The sequence below is a fragment of the Allobosea sp. genome, from assembly GCF_030695125.1.
GTDB lineage: Bacteria > Pseudomonadota > Alphaproteobacteria > Rhizobiales > Beijerinckiaceae > Allobosea.
Map to the genome: position 1 here is coordinate 229,610 of NZ_JAUYTP010000016.1, position 15,573 is coordinate 245,182.

The 15,573-nt window shown below is 70.7% G+C and carries 9 protein-coding genes; 1 reads left to right on the plus strand and 8 read right to left on the minus strand.

All coding sequences use genetic code 11. The annotated features are described in order from the left end of the window. Nucleotides 1–4: 4 nt before the first annotated feature. Nucleotides 5–2,152, minus strand: coding sequence for a transglycosylase domain-containing protein (locus Q8S38_RS04420; protein ID WP_305679210.1), 2,148 nt, complete (start codon nucleotides 2,150–2,152; stop codon nucleotides 5–7). Nucleotides 2,153–2,452: 300 nt separating this feature from the next. Between Q8S38_RS04420 and Q8S38_RS04425 the strand changes: the two genes are divergently transcribed. Next, nucleotides 2,453–2,854: a DoxX family protein gene (locus Q8S38_RS04425; RefSeq protein WP_305679211.1), complete on the plus strand. Its 402-nt coding sequence runs from the start codon at nucleotides 2,453–2,455 to the stop codon at nucleotides 2,852–2,854. Nucleotides 2,855–2,939: 85 nt separating this feature from the next. On the opposite strand, the gene trxA is transcribed toward Q8S38_RS04425, so the two are convergent. The 7 genes from trxA to Q8S38_RS04460 all read right to left on the minus strand — a co-directional run bounded on the left by trxA (nucleotide 2,940) and on the right by Q8S38_RS04460 (nucleotide 15,492). Continuing rightward, nucleotides 2,940–3,260: a thioredoxin gene (gene trxA / locus Q8S38_RS04430; RefSeq protein WP_305679212.1), complete on the minus strand. Its 321-nt coding sequence runs from the start codon at nucleotides 3,258–3,260 to the stop codon at nucleotides 2,940–2,942. A 125-nt stretch (nucleotides 3,261–3,385) separates the two neighbouring features. Continuing rightward, nucleotides 3,386–4,045: a DUF1345 domain-containing protein gene (locus Q8S38_RS04435; protein WP_305679213.1), complete on the minus strand. Its 660-nt coding sequence runs from the start codon at nucleotides 4,043–4,045 to the stop codon at nucleotides 3,386–3,388. Then, on the minus strand, nucleotides 4,042–7,539 hold the full coding sequence (gene addA / locus Q8S38_RS04440) for a double-strand break repair helicase AddA (protein ID WP_305679214.1): 3,498 nt from the start codon (nucleotides 7,537–7,539) through the stop codon (nucleotides 4,042–4,044). The genes Q8S38_RS04435 and addA overlap by 4 nt, the downstream gene beginning before the upstream one ends. Next, nucleotides 7,536–10,643, minus strand: a complete 3,108-nt coding sequence (gene addB, locus Q8S38_RS04445; RefSeq protein WP_305679215.1) for a double-strand break repair protein AddB — start codon at nucleotides 10,641–10,643, stop codon at nucleotides 7,536–7,538. Before addB ends, addA begins: the two co-directional genes overlap by 4 nt. Then, a complete protein-coding gene (locus tag Q8S38_RS04450; protein WP_371125828.1) occupies nucleotides 10,636–11,391 on the minus strand; it encodes a nucleotidyltransferase family protein in 756 nt (251 codons plus the stop codon). The genes addB and Q8S38_RS04450 overlap by 8 nt, the downstream gene beginning before the upstream one ends. Before the next feature lie 172 nt (nucleotides 11,392–11,563). Then, a complete protein-coding gene (tsaE, locus tag Q8S38_RS04455) occupies nucleotides 11,564–13,111 on the minus strand; it encodes a tRNA (adenosine(37)-N6)-threonylcarbamoyltransferase complex ATPase subunit type 1 TsaE (protein ID WP_305679216.1) in 1,548 nt (515 codons plus the stop codon). Further along, nucleotides 13,108–15,492, minus strand: a complete 2,385-nt coding sequence (locus Q8S38_RS04460; RefSeq protein WP_305679217.1) for a sensor histidine kinase — start codon at nucleotides 15,490–15,492, stop codon at nucleotides 13,108–13,110. Before Q8S38_RS04460 ends, tsaE begins: the two co-directional genes overlap by 4 nt. Nucleotides 15,493–15,573 lie beyond the last annotated feature (81 nt).

Consider the following 15,573-nt stretch of genomic DNA (forward strand, 5'->3'; position numbering starts at 1 on the left):
CGGATCAGCCGCCGAACAGCCGCTCCAGGAAGTTCTTCTCCTGCGGCGCGGGCGGCACCCAGGCGCGGTCGCTGTCGGCCGTCTGCGTGTTGGCCGGAGGCCGCGTGCCGGCGACCGGGGCGCCGCCATCGAAGATCGACCGCGGCGTGCCCTGCCAGAGGCCACCCGGCAGCGGGGCCGGCTGCATGCCGGCATGGGCCGCCTTCATGTATTTGCCCCAGATCTCGGCGGGAAGCCCGCTGCCGGCGACGCGCTTCATCGCGCTGTTGTCGTCATTGCCGAGCCAGACCGAGGTCACGAGCCTTGCCGTGTAGCCGACGAACCAGGCGTCGCGGAAATCCTGCGTGGTGCCGGACTTGCCGCCGACCTCCCAGCCGGGGATGTTGGCCTTGGCACCGGTGCCGCTGACCATCACCTGGTGCAGCATGGCGTTCATCATCGACAGGGGCTGCGGTTGGATCACCGGGCCGAAGCTCGTCGCCGCCCGCGCATAGATCACCTTGCCGGCGGAGGACTTCACCTCCCGGATGACATAGGGCAGCACGCTCTGGCCGCCATTGGCGAAGGTCGCATAGGCCGCCGTCAGCTCGACCGGGGTGACCTCCGACGTGCCCAGCGCCAGAGAGAGGTTGGACTGCAGTGCCGAGTTGATGCCGAGGCGCTGGGCGGTCCGGATCACCTCGCGCGGTGTCACCTCGTTGATCAGCCGCGCGGCGATCGTGTTCAGCGAATGCGCCAGCGCGGTCTGGAGCGTGACCGGGCCGCGATAGCTGCGCGAATAGTTCTCGGGCTCCCAGCCCTTGAAGGAGACCGGGCTGTCGTCGCGGATCGTGTCGGGCGTCAGGCCCTTTTCAAGCGCCGCGAGATAGACGAAGGGCTTGAAGGCCGAGCCCGGCTGGCGCTTGGCGGCTGTCGCGCGGTTGAACTGGCTCTTGGTGTAGTCGCGCCCGCCGATCAGGGCGCGGATGCCGCCATCGCTCGCCATCGAGACGACCGCGCCCTGGCTCACGCCCTGCTTGGCGCCCTGCGCCGCCAGCGCCTCGACCAGGATGGTCTCGGCCGAGGACTGCAGCTTTGTGTCGATCGTGGTCAGCACGGTGACGTCGCCCTCGATCGCGCCAATGAAGTCGTCGAGCACGTCCATCACATAGTCGGCGGCGTAGTTGACCGAGCCGGCGCCAATGCGCTCGGAGGCCTCGGCGGGCGCGACCAGCGCGGTCTTGGCGGCATTCTGCGAGATCAGCCCCTGGTCGGCCATCGCGGCGATGACGAGCTGGGCACGCTTCTCGGCGGCTTCGGGGTTGCGGTTGGGCGCAAGCCGGGACGGCGCCTGGACCAGGCCCGCCAGCATCGCGGCTTCCGCGATCGTCACCGAGCGCGCCGATTTGTTGAAATAGCGCTGTGCCGCGGCCTCGACGCCATAGGCGCCGGAGCCGAAATAGACGCGGTTGAGATAGAGTTCGAGGATCTGGTCCTTGGAATAGGTCCGCTCCAGCCAGAGCGCCAGGATCGCCTCCTGGATCTTGCGCGCCGCCGTGCGCTCCTGCGTCAGGAACAGGTTCTTGGCGAGCTGCTGGGTCAGGGTCGAGCCGCCCTGGACGCCGCCGGTCCGGCGCAGATTGTTGACCATGGCGCGCGCCAGCCCGATCGGGTCGATGCCGAAATGCTCGTAGAAGCGCCGGTCCTCGATCGCCACAAAAGCCTTGGGCAGATAGGGCGGCACCTCGCCGATGGTGATGGTGCGCCCGCCGGTCTCGCCGCGATTGGCCAGCAGCGAGCCGTCCGCCGCCAGGATCGCGATGTTGGGCGGCCGCTTCGGCACGGTCAGCTGGTTGATCGGGGGCAGCTGCGCCGCATGATAGGCGACGAGCCCGCCGAGTCCGATGGCGCCCCAGAGCCCGAGCACCAGCGTCCAGTAGAACAATCCGCCGAGAAACGAGCGCCCCTTGCGCCCGCGCCGCCGGCCGCCGCCGCCGCCGTTGCGCTTGTCGCGTCGGGGCTGGTTGCGGATTTCGGGCCGCTGCGGCGCGCGGTGGCTGCGTGAGGGGCGGTCTTCGTCTGAGAGGCGCATGTCGAAATCGTCGCGGCTTTCGCCCCGTCCTGGTTCGAAGGAGGGCTCGCGCCGCCCGGCCCGTCTCGTCGCGTCGTTCATCCTGCCCCGTCACGCCGATCGCCGCTGCCGCCATCAGCCGGCCAAGGGTCCAAACAGGAGTTAAACATGGCGCTTTTAAGGGGGGGTTAAGCTTGCCGGGCGGCGGCCGCGGGCCCGGTTCGCGGGAACGTGAAGATGTTGCAAAGCTGCAAGCCCGCCTCTGCCCCCCGGCCACCTTGCGGCATCTGCGACAATCCGTCATCAGGCTTGAAAAATCAGCGGGAATGGAAACGCCGGGACCAACCGACATGCGGCGGACGCTTGCGTCCAGCACGCGCTCCGCACCAGAAAGAGAGACCCATGCCCTCGCTCGATTTTGTTAAGCGCTTCGATCCGTATTTCCTGGCGCTGCTGCGGATCTTCACGGCCCTGAGCTTCATCTCCCACGGCACGCAGAAGATCTTCGCCTTCCCGGCTGCTCCGTCCTGGGGCATGCCCGCAGCGTTTTCGCTGCCCTGGACGGCCGGCATGCTGGAGATCGTCGGTGGCGCTCTCGTGCTCGTCGGCTTCCTGACGCGCCCGGCCGCCTTCATCCTGTCGGGTCTGATGGCCTTCGCCTACTGGATGGCGCATGGCTCGAAGGGCTTCTATCCGATCCTGAACGGCGGCGAGGCCGCCATGCTGTTCTGCTTCATCTTCCTCTACCTCTTCGCTTCGGGCCCCGGCGCCTTCAGCGTCGACGGCATGCGCCGCCGCGCCTGATCGGCAAGGCTGGCACAACCGCCATGAGAAAGGCCCGCCATCCCAGGGATGGCGGGCCTTTTTTCAATCACCGCAGAGGCCGATGTCAGACGGCGCCGGCGATCCAGCGCGACAGGTCGCTCTTGGGCGCCGCGCCGACCTTCTGCGAGGCCAGCTTGCCGTCCTTGAACAGCATCAGCGTCGGGATCGAGCGAATGCCGAACTGGGCGGGAATCGCCTGATTCTCGTCGACATTCATCTTCACGATCTTGACCTTGCCGCCCATCTCGCCGGCGATCTCCTCGAGCGCCGGTCCGATCATGCGGCAGGGGCCGCACCATTCGGCCCAGAAATCGACCACGACCGGCTCTGCGGAGTTGAGGACATCCGCCTCGAAGCTCGCATCGGTCACTTTGCTCGTCGCCATGGCTTTCGGCCTTTCATATCGTTTTGACGGCAGCGCCGCCTTCAGCCGGCAAGCTATGAACGCGCCGGGCCGGGGTCAAGGCGCGTCCGGCGCAGGGTCGGCCCTGTCCCCGGCACATGCCCGCCTCACGCGCCGCCCGCGACCAGGCTCGCGCCGACATTGATGCCGAGCGCGAGGATGCTGGTGTTGAAGATGAAGGACAGGATCGAGTGGACCAGCACGATCCCCCTGGCGTCGCGCGTCGTCACGGCGACGTCGGAGGTCTGCGAGGTGCAGCCGATCGTGTAGGCGAAATACAGGAAATCGACATAGTCGGGGTCGGCCTTGCCGGGAAAGTCGAGGCAGGGCGCGGCGGCATCGGCCGCGTAATAGGCGCCCGCATAATGCAGCGTGAAGAAGAAGTGTAGCACGGTCCAGGAGCACAGGATCGTGAAGCCGCCCAGCGCCAGGTGCAGACCGCGCTCGGCGGGTGGAAGACCTCCCAGACCCGAGAGCTGCAGCCCGATCGCGGCGATGCTCGCCGTGGCGGCGAGACAGGCGATCATCAGGATCGCGCCCGCGCCCTCGTCCTGCCGCTCCGCACGGGCTCGGATCTGCGCGACGGTCTCGGTGAGCATCGTGCCCGACACCAGCAGGATGTAGAGCAGGGCGCCGGCGTCCCAGGCGACGAGAAGCCGCGTGGTCCAACTCCAGCCGCTCGGCAGGAGCAGGGCGAGCGCCGCCATCGCCGCGAGCGCGATCAGCAGGCGGGGTCGCACCAGCAGAGAGCGTGGAAACAGCTTCATGGGGTTCCCATCAGCGCGGCGCCCGTTTCGGCGGCGGGCGACGGCGCCGCCAGGCCCAGCCCCGCCAGCACCGCGTCGAGCCGGGCGGGATCGGGCTCCAGCCGCGTCAGCGTCGCGGTGTAGACCAGGAGCGCCCGCACCCGCCGGCCGGGATAGATCTGCCCGATCAAGGCCCGGTAGACCGCGAGCTGTGCGAGTGTGGTTTCGGCGATGGCGCTCTCGTCGCGCGGCGGGCGCGCCGTCGTCTTGAAGTCGGCGATGATGACTTCGTCGGGCGAGACCGCCAGCCGGTCGACCTGGCCCGAGACGGATCGCTTCTCGCCGGGCCGCAACTGAACCAGCCCGGCGACCGGCACCTCGGCCAGCGAGCCGGGCCCGAACAGGGCGGCGAGGCCCGGTTCGGCCAGCAGTGCCAGCGCGTCGGCGATGATGACGTCACGCCGCGCGGGCGCCAGCAATGCGGCGCGCGCCAGCCCCAGCGCGTGGGCCACCGCCACGCGCCGGTCGGGCACAACATCAGGCAGCAGTTGCAACAGAAGATGGGCGAACCGCCCGGCCGCGGCGGCTTCCGCAAGGAAGGGGCCCTCAGCCGGCCGGTTGGGACCGTCGGCCGCGGCGAGCGCGCTGGAGGGTTTTAGCGGCGGCGCCGGCTCGTGTTCGCGCGGCGGCGGGATGCGCAGCCAGGCGGGCGCGGGTTCGGGCGTGGCAGCCGTCGTCGGCTTCCCGACGGGGTGCGGCTGCGGTCGCGAGGTCATGAAGCGCCGGGTCGCGCCGTCGTCGATGTCGACGAGCCCCGGGGCCGAAGCGGCCAGCCCGGCCTCGACCATCGCATACCAGCTGCCGGCGGGCGCCTCGCCCTTGGCCTGCGCCCCGCAGATGATCAGCCGGTCCTCAGCCCGCGTCATCGCGACATAGAGCAGCCGGTGATGCTCCTCGACCATCTGATCGATGACGCGCGCCTTGGCCGCAGTCGTGGCGCGGGCATCCTCCGCGCTGGCCGGCGGCCAGATCGGCACGGCCTGCCGGCGCGGCGGCTCGACCGCCAGGATCTTCGGCAACCGCTTGGCGCCGGGCTCCGGCGCGAGGTCGGCGAGGATCACGATTCCCGCCTCCAGCCCCTTGGCGCCATGCACGGTCATCACCCGCACCTCGCCGCGGCTGGAGGAGAGGTCGCGCTTCACATCGGTCGCGGCTTCGCCGACATGCCGCAGGAAGCCCGACAGCGACGGGCCGTAGCGCCGCTCATGCTCGAGCGCGGCCGAGAGGAAGGCGTCGAGCGCGTCGCCCGCCTCGGCGCCGAGCCGCGCCAGAGCGAGATTGCGGCCGCCACCGGGCCCCAGCAGCCCGGCAAAGAAGCGGAACGGCCCGCAGCGCCCGGCCTCGGCGGCAAGCTCGGTCAGCTGCGCTTCAACGGCCGCAAAACGCGGCTCGGAAGCCGCGGCCTCGCGCAGCGCGGCCCGCAGCGAGCCGCTGCGCCCCGGCGCCAGCCGCAGCAGATCGTCGTCGTCGAGCCCGACCAGCGGTGTCTTGAGCGCGGTGGCCAGCGTCAGGTCGTCCTCGGGCAGGAGCAGCGTCCGCCCGAGCACGAGCAGGTCCTCGACCGCCGGGTGGTCGGCAAGCGTCAGCCGGTCGCGCCCGGTGACAGGCACACCGGCATCCTTGAGCGCCTTGACGATGGTTTCAAACAAGGCGCCGCGCTGGCGCAGCAGGATCATCACGTCGCCCGGCGAGAAGGGCTGGCCGAGATCGTCGACGCCCCGGCGCATCCAGGTCGCCAGCGTCGTCGCGATCCGCTGGGCGAGCTTGGCCGTGCCGCTGCGCCGCTCGGGTGCATCGACCGGCGTCGTCCAGGCATCGGGCGGCTCGCCGGTGTCGTTGGCGCAAAGCGGCCAGAGATCGACGCAGCCCGTCGCACCCTGGCGCACCGTGTCATGGGTTTCGGGCCGCTCTGAGCCGTCGAAGACCAGCCCGCGCGCATGCTCAGGGACGGCAAACACCGCATCCACCGCCTGCATGATGTCGGGCGCCGAGCGGAAGGAGGTGTTGAGGCTGATCGGCTCGAAGCGCTGCTCGGCTTCCGTGATGCGCTGGCCGAGCTGGCGCCTCTGCGTGTTGAAGGCGGCCGGCGCCGCGCCCTGGAAGCCGTAGATCGACTGCTTCTCGTCGCCGACGACGAAGACCGTGCGCGGCGTGCCACCCTGATCGCGCCCCCCGGCGCTGAACTCCTCGGCGAGCTGGCGCAGGATCGCCCATTGCGCGTCGCTGGTGTCCTGCGCCTCGTCGAGCAGGATGTGGTCGATGCCGGCATCGAGCTTGTAGAGCACCCAGGCCGCTTCGACCCGGGTCAGAAGCGAGCGCGTCCTGGCGATCAGATCGTCATAATCGAGCAGCGAGCGCTCGCTCTTCTGGCGCTGATAGGAGGCGAGCATCCGCGTCACCAGCAGGGCCAGCGCATGGCTGCGGTCGCGGATCGCAATGGCGTTGAGCTGGTCGATGGCGTGGCAAAGCCGCGCGGCGAGGGTTTCGACCGCCGCCAGCAAGGCGCCCTCGAAGGCGGATTTGCCGCGGCCGCTGATATTGCTGTTGACCGTGCCGGCCTCCGTGAGAAAGCCGCGCCGGCAGAAGGCGACCGGATCGCCGTCATCGGCGCGGGCGATCAGGGCGCGCAGCGTCGCGGCGAAGCTCTGCCGCGTCGGACTGCCGGCGTCGAGCGCCTCGACCAGGATCGCGAGATCGGCCATGCCGGCGAGATCCTCCCGGAAGCCCTCCCGCACCGTCTCCGCCGCCAGATCGGGCGCGATGCCCAGCACGGTGGCAATGCCATCGCGCATCTCGCCCTGGTCGCGCGCGCGGCCCTCGGTATCGCTGAACAGGGCCCGCTGGCGCAGCGCCTCCTGGATGATCGCCTCGAACGTGTCCTGCGCGGCCTGCCGGGCGAGCAGGTCGAGCGCTCCGGCCTCGGCCCCTTGCGGGTCGGCGGCGATCGCCATCAGCAATTCGCGCCGCGCCGCGCGCAGCATTTCGGCCTGGGCGAGATCGTCGGCGACCTCGAAGCGCGGCGGCACATTCGCCTCGAATGGCGCCGATTGCAGCACGCGCGTGCAGAAGGCGTGGATGGTCTCGATCCGCAGGCCTCCCGGCGTCTCCAGCGCCTGGGCGAACAGGCGTCGCGCCGCCTTGCGCTGCGCCAGCGACGGCGCCTCGCCGGTGAGCTTCGCCAGCGTCGCGACCAGCGCGTCTTCGGGCAGCGTCGCCCAGGCGCTCAGCGCCGCAAAGACGCGGTTGGCCATGTTGGCCGCGGCGGCCTTGGTGTAGGTGATGCAGAGCAGGCGGCCGGGCGCGACGTCGTCGAGCAGCAGCCGCAGCACGCGGTTGACCAGCACATGCGTCTTGCCCGAGCCGGCATTGGCCGAGACCCAGGCGCTGAGGCGCGGGTTCGCCGCCAGCGCCTGGCGCTGGTCGGTCAGCGGCGGAACGATCCAGCCGGGCTTCATGCCTCGCCCCCCTCGTCGCTGTCGGAGGCCGCCGCCCATTCCTTGACCCGGGCGAGATGGTCGTAGGGCGAGGCGAACTTGATGTAGTCCGGCGCCCGGCGCGAGACGAAGGCCTCGCGCCCGCTCCGCAGCGCGTCGAGATGCGCCAGCAGCCGCTCCAGATGGCGCGCGGCGACATCGGCCAGGCTCTCGCCGTCGAAGGTGAGCGGCTTGTCCCTGGCCCAGCCCTTGGGATCATGATGCAGCTTGAGATAGAGCAGCGCCTCGACCGCCGTCGGCCCGGCGAGCGGCGGGAAACCGGCGCGTGCCGCGAGCTCCGCCTCCAGCGTGAGCTGCGGCGCAAAGCCCTTCTCGACCTGCGCCTTGCTCGGCGGCGCACCGGTCTTGAAGTCGATGATCCGCAGGGCGGGCTCGCGCGTCAGCTCGATCCGGTCGGCCCGGCCGCTGAGCCGGAAGCGGGCGCCGTCGGCGAGCGCGAACTCCGCACCCGTGGCGAGCTCCACGCCGACACGCGCGATCAGCCCCCGCCGCTCACCCTCCCAGCCAATGAAGTGCCCGGCCGTGATCAGGAAGCGCGGCCACCAGAAGGCCCGCACCTCCGGCGCATCGGCAAATTGCTGGAACTTGCGCTCGCCGATCGCGATCAGCCGTCCGAGCGCGTCCGCCGGCAACTGCTCGGGATAGGCCAGCGCAAAATCGGCGACGATGTCGTGGAGGAGAGTGCCGCGATCCTGCGCCGTCGGGTCCTCGATCAGGGCCGGCAGCGCGTCGAGCTTGAGAATCCGGCGCGCATGGATCTGGTAGGGGTCGCGATACAGGGTCTCGACATCGGTGACGCTGAGCGAGAGCGGCTGCAGCGCGCGCGGCGGTTTCGGCGCCGGGCGCTGGACCGGGCGAACATCCGCGGGCGCCGAAAGCACCGACGCCAGGGCGGTCAGCCGCTGGCCCTCCTCGATCGCGCGGGTCCAGACCGGCTCGGGCGTCACCGCTTTCAGCCGCTGCCAGAAGCGCGAGGCGATGGTCTCGGATTCGCCCGCCTTGCGCGCGCGGGTCAGCGTCACGCGGCGCGCGCCCAGCGCCATGATGAAATCATGCGCGGTCTGGCCGACGCGCCGCTCCGGCGGCGACAGGCCCAGCTCCGTCCGCATCGGCCGGTTGATGAAGGAATCGGTCTTCGTCTGCGGCGGCCAGACCGCTTCGTTGAGCCCGCCCAGCACGATATGGTCGGCCTCCAGCAGGCGGGCTTCGAGCAGACCCCAGATCTTGACGCGCGGATGGCCGCCGCCGCTGCGCCGGACCACCTGCTCGGCCAGAAGCCCGTCGAGGATTGCGACGAAATCGGCCGGCCGACCTCCCATCGGCATCTCGGCCTGCGCCGCACCGAGATCGTCAAACAGCCCGGCCAGCGCCTCGCCATCGGGCCCGGCGAAGGCCCAGGCGCGGTCGTCCTCGTCGCGGCTGAGCGCCTCGACGGCGGCCCGTGCGGCCTGCGTCACCCCCGACAGCGAGGGCTCCTGCAGGAACAGCGCCTCCAGCAGCGGCGACAGTGCGGTGCCGAGCGCCGCCAGCACCTGTGAGGCCGCCGCGCCATCCGCCTCGCTGAGGCGGCGTCGCGGGCCCGGCGCATGGCGCGCACCGAGCAGCTCGTTCCAGCGCCCGAGCTGCTCATGCAGCCCCGCCAGCCCGCGGCCGACGGCCTCGCCCCGCCACAGCCCGATCTCCAGTGCGCTGGCGCCGCGCGTCACATCCTCGCGGGAAAGCCCGAGCCGGCAGAGCGGGTGGGCAAGCAGCGGCACCAAAGCGGCCGGCGTCATCGGCGCCAGAGCGGCCTCCAGCACGAGCCGCAGCAGCGAGCCAGCCGGCCAGCGCGCCAGCGGCAGTCCGGCGGAATCATCGACCGCGATGTTCCAGCGTCTGAGTTCCACCGTCACCCGCTCGGCCAGGCCGCGATCGGGCGTGATCAGGGCCGCTTGCGCGCCATGCTCCTCCAGCGTTTCGCGCAGGGCGATCGCGACCGTCAGCGCCTCCTGGCGCTCGTCGGCCGCCTCGACCAGGCGCAGATCGCGCAAGCCCAGCCCCGCCTCTTCGGCGGGAAGGCGCTCGCGCAGATCGGCCCAGCTTTGCGTGACGGAAGCCGGCAGCAGCGCCTCGCGCAGCAGGTGCGAGCGCGCAGCGCGCGGCTGATCGGGCTCAGCCAGGCTTGCGACGTCCTCGCGCGTCACCTGCAGCGTCTCGAGCAGATGGTGCAGGGCGGCTTGCGGATGCGAGGGCGCGGGCTCGGCGGTAATCGCGTCCCAGGCCGCGTCCGGCAGATCGAGATCGAGGCCGGGCAGGACCACCGCCCCGTTGGCCAGGCGCGCGATGGCGGCAAGCAGCCGCGCCGTGGCCGGCACGGTGCCGGTCGAGCCGGCGGCGATAATCGGCCCGGTCACCGCGCCCGACAATAGCCGCTCGCGCTCGGCGGCGAGCATGCGGTTGCGGAAATCAGCCGGGTCGCAGGCGCCCCGCTCGTTCAGGATCGCCGGCCAGGCCTCGCCCAGGATGGCGAGGAAACTCGCATTGAGCTGCCAGATTTTGTCGAAGCGCGCCGCGTCGAGCGCCTTCAGCCGTTCGACGGGAACTCCTTCGGTCTGCAATTGGTCCAGCAGCGCGGCGAGGTCGCCGGCCAGCCCATAGGCTTCCGCCAGCGTCGCCGGCACCAGCGACGGTTCCGAAGGGTCGAGCCGCAGATGGCTACGGTTGGCGCTGCGGCCCCAGGCGTCCACGAGCCGCGTCAGGATCATCCGCCGCGCCAGCGGCTCGATCGGCACGGTTTGGTCCGCGGCGAAGGCTCCAGTGCCGATCAGCGCGGTCTCGGCTTCGTCGACATCGCCGAGCGGCATGATCCGGGGCAGCAGCAGCGGCCGGCCGTCGAGCTTGTCGGAGAGGCAGGCGGCAAAGGCCCGCGCCGCCCGCCGCGTCGGCAGGTACAGCGTCGTCCGCGCTATGGCGGCGGGATCGTCGGGGTCATGCACGGCGCCGAAGCGCCCGGCCAGCATCGCCTGCGCCAGCACGTCGAGGAACGGCGCACCGGCGGGAATCGTGAAAAGGTTGAGATCAGGCATCGGCTCGCGCAGGCGCGCGTCGCGCCGCCGCGAAGGCAGCCTCCGCGGGCGCGATTGCGTCGGGCGTGCCGACATGCAGCCACTGCCCGTCGAGCACGATCCCATGCAGTCGCCCGGCCGCAATGGCGCGGTCGAACAGCAGGTTCAGGGAGAACGGCCCCTCCGGCGTGTCGGCGAAGAGATCGGGCTTCATGATGGCGACGCCGGCATAGACGTAAGGGGCGCTATCCGCGCTGCCGCGCCGTGTCAGCAGCCCGTGCGCATCAAGAAAGAAATCGCCGCGTCCGTCGAAGCCGATGCTGCCCTCGCGCCGCGCCAGCAGCAGCAGCATGTCCATCCGCCTGGCGTCCCAGGCCTGCGCCATGGCCTGCATGGCGGAGCCGCCCGTCTCGCTCCACAGCGAATCCGAGTTCACATGGAAGAAGGGCTCGTGCCCCAGCAGCGGAAGCGCCTTCTTCACCCCGCCTCCGGTCTCCAGCAGCAGCGCCCGCTCGTCGGAGATCGTCACGCGGGGCTTCGCTCGGCCGGCGAGATGCGCCTCGATCTGGTCGGCGAGATGATGGACATTGACGACCGCCTCCTCGACGCCGGCCTGCGCCAGCCGGTCGAGAGCATGGTCGAGCATCGGCTTGCCGCCGATCGCCACCAGCGGCTTGGGCAGCGTGTCGGTGATCGGCCGCATCCGCTTGCCGAGGCCTGCCGCCAGCACCATGGCGCGGCGGATCGGTTGGGAAGGGGCCTGCGTCACGCGAATCTCCTCTATCGCGCGAACCTATCAGACATTCGCGGCGGTCGTCCCGGGCGACCGGAGGGAGGCCCGGGATCCATTCCGGAGCGGTTCAGGCATGGATCCCGGATCGGCGCGGCTGCGCCGCTTGTCCGGATGATGGCAGAGGGGGTGGTAATCGCTTGCGAAAACCTCAGCCCGCTTCGAACAGACGCGGCAGATGCGCCTGGTACCAGCCCTTCAGCTCGGCCAGCGCGGGGTGTTCGAGGTTGCGGCGCAGATAGGCCTCGATCCGCGGCAAGTGCTTGAGATAGGCCGGCTTGCCGTCGCGCTTGTCGAGTCGCGCGAAGATGCCGGCGATCTTGGTGTTGCGCTGCGTGCCGAGGATCGCGTAGGCGCGGGCAAAGCCGCCGAGGTCGAAATCGGGATCGTCGGCCCGCCGGGCCTGGCCATAGGCCGCGAGCAGGCGCAGTTCCAGCGCGGCCGGTACATCGACGCGCGCATCCTGGCCGAGCGAGGCAAGGTCATAGGCCGGGTGGCCCATCACGGCATCCTGGAAGTCGATCAGCCCGACCTTGGCATGACCGTGCCGGTCCGGCAGCCAGATCAGGTTGGGCGAATGCACGTCGCGCAGCGTCCAGGTGCCGGGCGCCTCCAGGATCTCGTCGAAGAGCCGGTTCCAGATCCGCGAGAACTCGGCCTGCGTCACCGCGGGCAGGGTGACGCCCGCGATATGGGGCGCATACCAGTCGAGGATCAACTCGGTCTCGATCGCCAGCGCCGCGCGGTCGTAATCGGGCACGACATGGTCGCGCCCCTCGCTCACCGGCAGGATCGTCGGCAGGGTGTGGCGGTGCAGGTCGGCGAGCAGGCGGGCCGCCGCCTCATAGCGCTCGGGGATCGGCGCCCCCGCGCCGTCGAGCACGCCTTCGCTGCCCAGATCCTCGATCAGCAGCAGCCCGGTCGTCAGGTCCTGCGCGTAGATCTCGGGCGCGGAATAGCCCAGCGAATGCAGGCCCCGGTCCATCGCGACGAAGGCGTCCACGGTTTCGGCGAGATGCGCGATGGCGCTGTAGGGCTTGCCGAGCCGGATCGCCGGACCGTCGGGCCGCGGCGGCGAGATCATCAGCACGGCGCTGCTGCCATCCGCCCGGGTCAGGCGCTCATAGGCGCGGCTCGACGCATCGCCCTGCATGTAGTCGCGGCGGGCATCGTCCCAGCCCGCTTCGTCGATCAGCAGCCGCGTCGCGACCGCGATCGACAGGCGCTGGCGCCAGAGCACGCCGCCCGACAGGTCGGCGATGCGCCCGGTCTCGGGATTTTCGGGGTCGACGTCGAGCACGATGTCGAGCCGACGGCCACCGGGCAGGCGCGAGCCGGCGCGATCGGGCCATTCGACCAGCAGGATCAGCCGGTCGAGATCCTCGACCAGGCCGATGTCGTCGAGTTCGTCGGGGGAGCGCACGCGGTAGAGATCGGCATGGAGCACGGTGCCGCGCGACGTCTCGTAGCTCTGGACGAGGGTGAAGGTCGGGCTCGGCGCCTCCAGCCCTGGGTCGTCGGCGAGTTCGCGCAGGATCGCCCGCGCCAGCAGCGATTTGCCGGCTCCCAGATGCCCCGACAGCGCGACGATGTCGCCGGGCTTGAGGATCGCGGCGAGGTCGGCCGCCAGACGCAGCGTCGCCGCCTCATCGGCCAGCACCATCCGGTGCGTGCCGGCTTTCCGCGCGTCCTCGGTCATTCCGCCGCATCCGACATCGGGATTCCGGCGGAGGGAAACACCGCGGTGACCCGTGTCCCGCGCCCGGGCGCCGAATCGAGCTCGACGCGCCCGCCATGGAGCTCGACGATCGAGCGCACGATGGAGAGGCCGAGCCCCACGCCACGGTGGCTGGAGCCGAGCGAATGGCTCTCGAAGCGGTCGAACACCTTCTCCTTGACCTCGGCGGGGATGCCGCGGCCCTGGTCGGCGACGGTCAGGCGGACATGGCCTTCGTCACGCGTGGCGCTGACCGTGATCGTCTGCCCGGGCGAGGAAAAGCCGATCGCGTTGGAGATCAGGTTGAACAGGACCTGGCGCAGCCGCTTGCCATCGGCGCGCAGGGGCCCGGCCTGGGGCGAGATCACGACCTTGAGGTCGAGCTTGCTGTCGGTCAGGCGGTCATGCAGCCCCGCCGCCGCCTGGGCGATGGTGTCGGCGACGTCGACCTCTTCGAGCTCCAGCGTCAGCGCGCCATTGTCGATCGTCGCGAGGTCGAGGATGTCGTTGATGATCGCGAGCAGAGCGCCCGAGGAGCGGACGATGTGGGAGGTGTAGTCGCGCTGCTTCTCGTTGAGCGCGCCGACCGCCTCGGTCCCCAGCAACTGGGCGAATCCGATGATGTTGGTCAGCGGCGAGCGCAGCTCATAGGAGACGTGGTGGACGAAATCCTCGCGCAGCCGCGAGACCTTCTCCAGCGCCTCGTTCTTTTCGGTCAGCGCCCGCTCGACATTCACGCTCGCCGTGACGTCGGCAAAGGAGATCAGCGTCGCCCCGTCAGGCAGCGGCGCCGCCGCGCAGTCGAGCACGGTGCCGTCGCGCCGTTCCATCCGGCAGACATAATCCTCGCGGGCGTCGCGCACGCCGGTGACGGCGCTCTGCAGTTCGCCCCAGATCTCGTCCTGCGGGAAGAGCGGGCGGCACAGCCGCACGACCTCGTCGATATGCGGAGCCGCGCCGGCGAGGTCGGCCTCGATCTTCCAGGACTGGGCGAAGGCCGGGTTGGACAGCTTCAGCCGGCCGTCCGAGCCGAACACGGCGACGCCCTCGCGCAGCGAATCCAGCGTCTCGCGCTGCGTGCGGGAGAGCGCGTTGAAGCGCGATTCCAGCGTGAAGCGCTCGGTCACGTCGTCGAGCAGATAGGTCACGCCGCCCTGCGGGTTCGGGCTGGACACGACGTGGATGGTCCGCCCATCGGGCAAATACCACCAGTCCTCATTGGCCCGCGTCGAGGTGTAGGCGGCCTGCACGCCGGCCTTCCAGCTGCGGTAGTCGCCGAGTTCCGGCAGACGTCGTTCCGAGCGCAGCCGGTCGAGGATCTCGCCGTCGCTGGGAAGCCCGTCGAGGAAGCCGGCGTCGAGCGACCAGAGCGTGTCGAAGCCGGAATTGCGATAGACCAGCCGCTGCGAGGCGTCGAACACCGCCACCGCGGTCTTGAGCCGGTCGAGCGTGCGGACATGGGCGTCCATCTGGCGCTGGAGATCGGTGCGCACCGCCTCGAGCTCGCTCATGTCGGTGGCGAGGCCAGCGAAACCCGTCGGCGTCGGCAGTTCGAGAATGTCGAGCGTGCGGCGCTGTCCGGCGATCACGGCCGGGGCCCGGGCGGAGAAGGCCTGTCCCTCGCGCCGCGCCCGCGCCGCGGCCTCGCGCTCGCTGCGATCGAGCAGTTCGAGCCCGTTCTTGACCGCCTCGGTCCCATCGGTGGCCTCGACCGCGCGGGCATAGGCGGCGTTGCACCAGCTCAACCGGCCTTCGGGCGTCCGCGTCCAGGCCGGCTGCGGCAGGCCGGCGAGCAACCCCGCCAGGGCCTTGTGTTCGCTGCCGAGCCGGTCGAGGTCGCCGCGCAGCGCCATCACCTGGGCGCGCTCGCCGGAGACCTCGCGGAAACGGATGACGGCGCGGCCGGCCACGGGGCGCCCCTCGACATCGATGAAGGGTCCGGTCTTGCTGCGCAGCGTGAAGCCGAAGGACTCGCCGCGCTCCTTCAACGCATCCGTGGCGAGTTCGAGCTTCTTGGCGTCGGCGGGCGGGGCCCAGGCGCCATAGGCCAGGGCCAGCGTGGCGCCGGGCGCGCCGAGGAAACCGCTGTCGCCCTCGAAGACCGGGTCGGCATGACGGCCTGTCCAGCTCACCACGACCTGCGGGTCCGTCGCCAGGAGCGCCGCCAGCCGGTCCTGCTGCCCCCGCGTCGCTTCCAGTTCGCCGGCCAGCGCGGCTTCCCGCCGGTGCCAGCGGGCCCGCTCGCGGACATAGACCAGAGACGTTGTCGCGGCGAACACGGTCAGCCCCGCCAGCACGATCGACAAAGCCCCGGTGCTGAACAGATCGGGCCGCAAGGGAGCCAGCCATTCGGCCTGGGCCATCGCGGACGACGGAGCCTGGCTGGCCGCGAGGCCCGGCAGAAGCGCGTGCGCGCGCCAGCCACCGCTGCTTCGTTCCTGTCG

Coding starts and splice junctions, on each gene's coding strand:
- Q8S38_RS04420 (WP_305679210.1), bottom strand. CDS start 2,152: ATGAACGACGCGACGAGACGGGCCGGGCGGCGCGAGCCCTCCTTCGAA.
- Q8S38_RS04425 (WP_305679211.1), top strand. CDS start 2,453: ATGCCCTCGCTCGATTTTGTTAAGCGCTTCGATCCGTATTTCCTGGCG.
- trxA (WP_305679212.1), bottom strand. CDS start 3,260: ATGGCGACGAGCAAAGTGACCGATGCGAGCTTCGAGGCGGATGTCCTC.
- Q8S38_RS04435 (WP_305679213.1), bottom strand. CDS start 4,045: ATGAAGCTGTTTCCACGCTCTCTGCTGGTGCGACCCCGCCTGCTGATC.
- addA (WP_305679214.1), bottom strand. CDS start 7,539: ATGAAGCCCGGCTGGATCGTTCCGCCGCTGACCGACCAGCGCCAGGCG.
- addB (WP_305679215.1), bottom strand. CDS start 10,643: ATGCCTGATCTCAACCTTTTCACGATTCCCGCCGGTGCGCCGTTCCTC.
- tsaE (WP_305679216.1), bottom strand. CDS start 13,111: ATGACCGAGGACGCGCGGAAAGCCGGCACGCACCGGATGGTGCTGGCC.
- Q8S38_RS04460 (WP_305679217.1), bottom strand. CDS start 15,492: ATGGCCCAGGCCGAATGGCTGGCTCCCTTGCGGCCCGATCTGTTCAGC.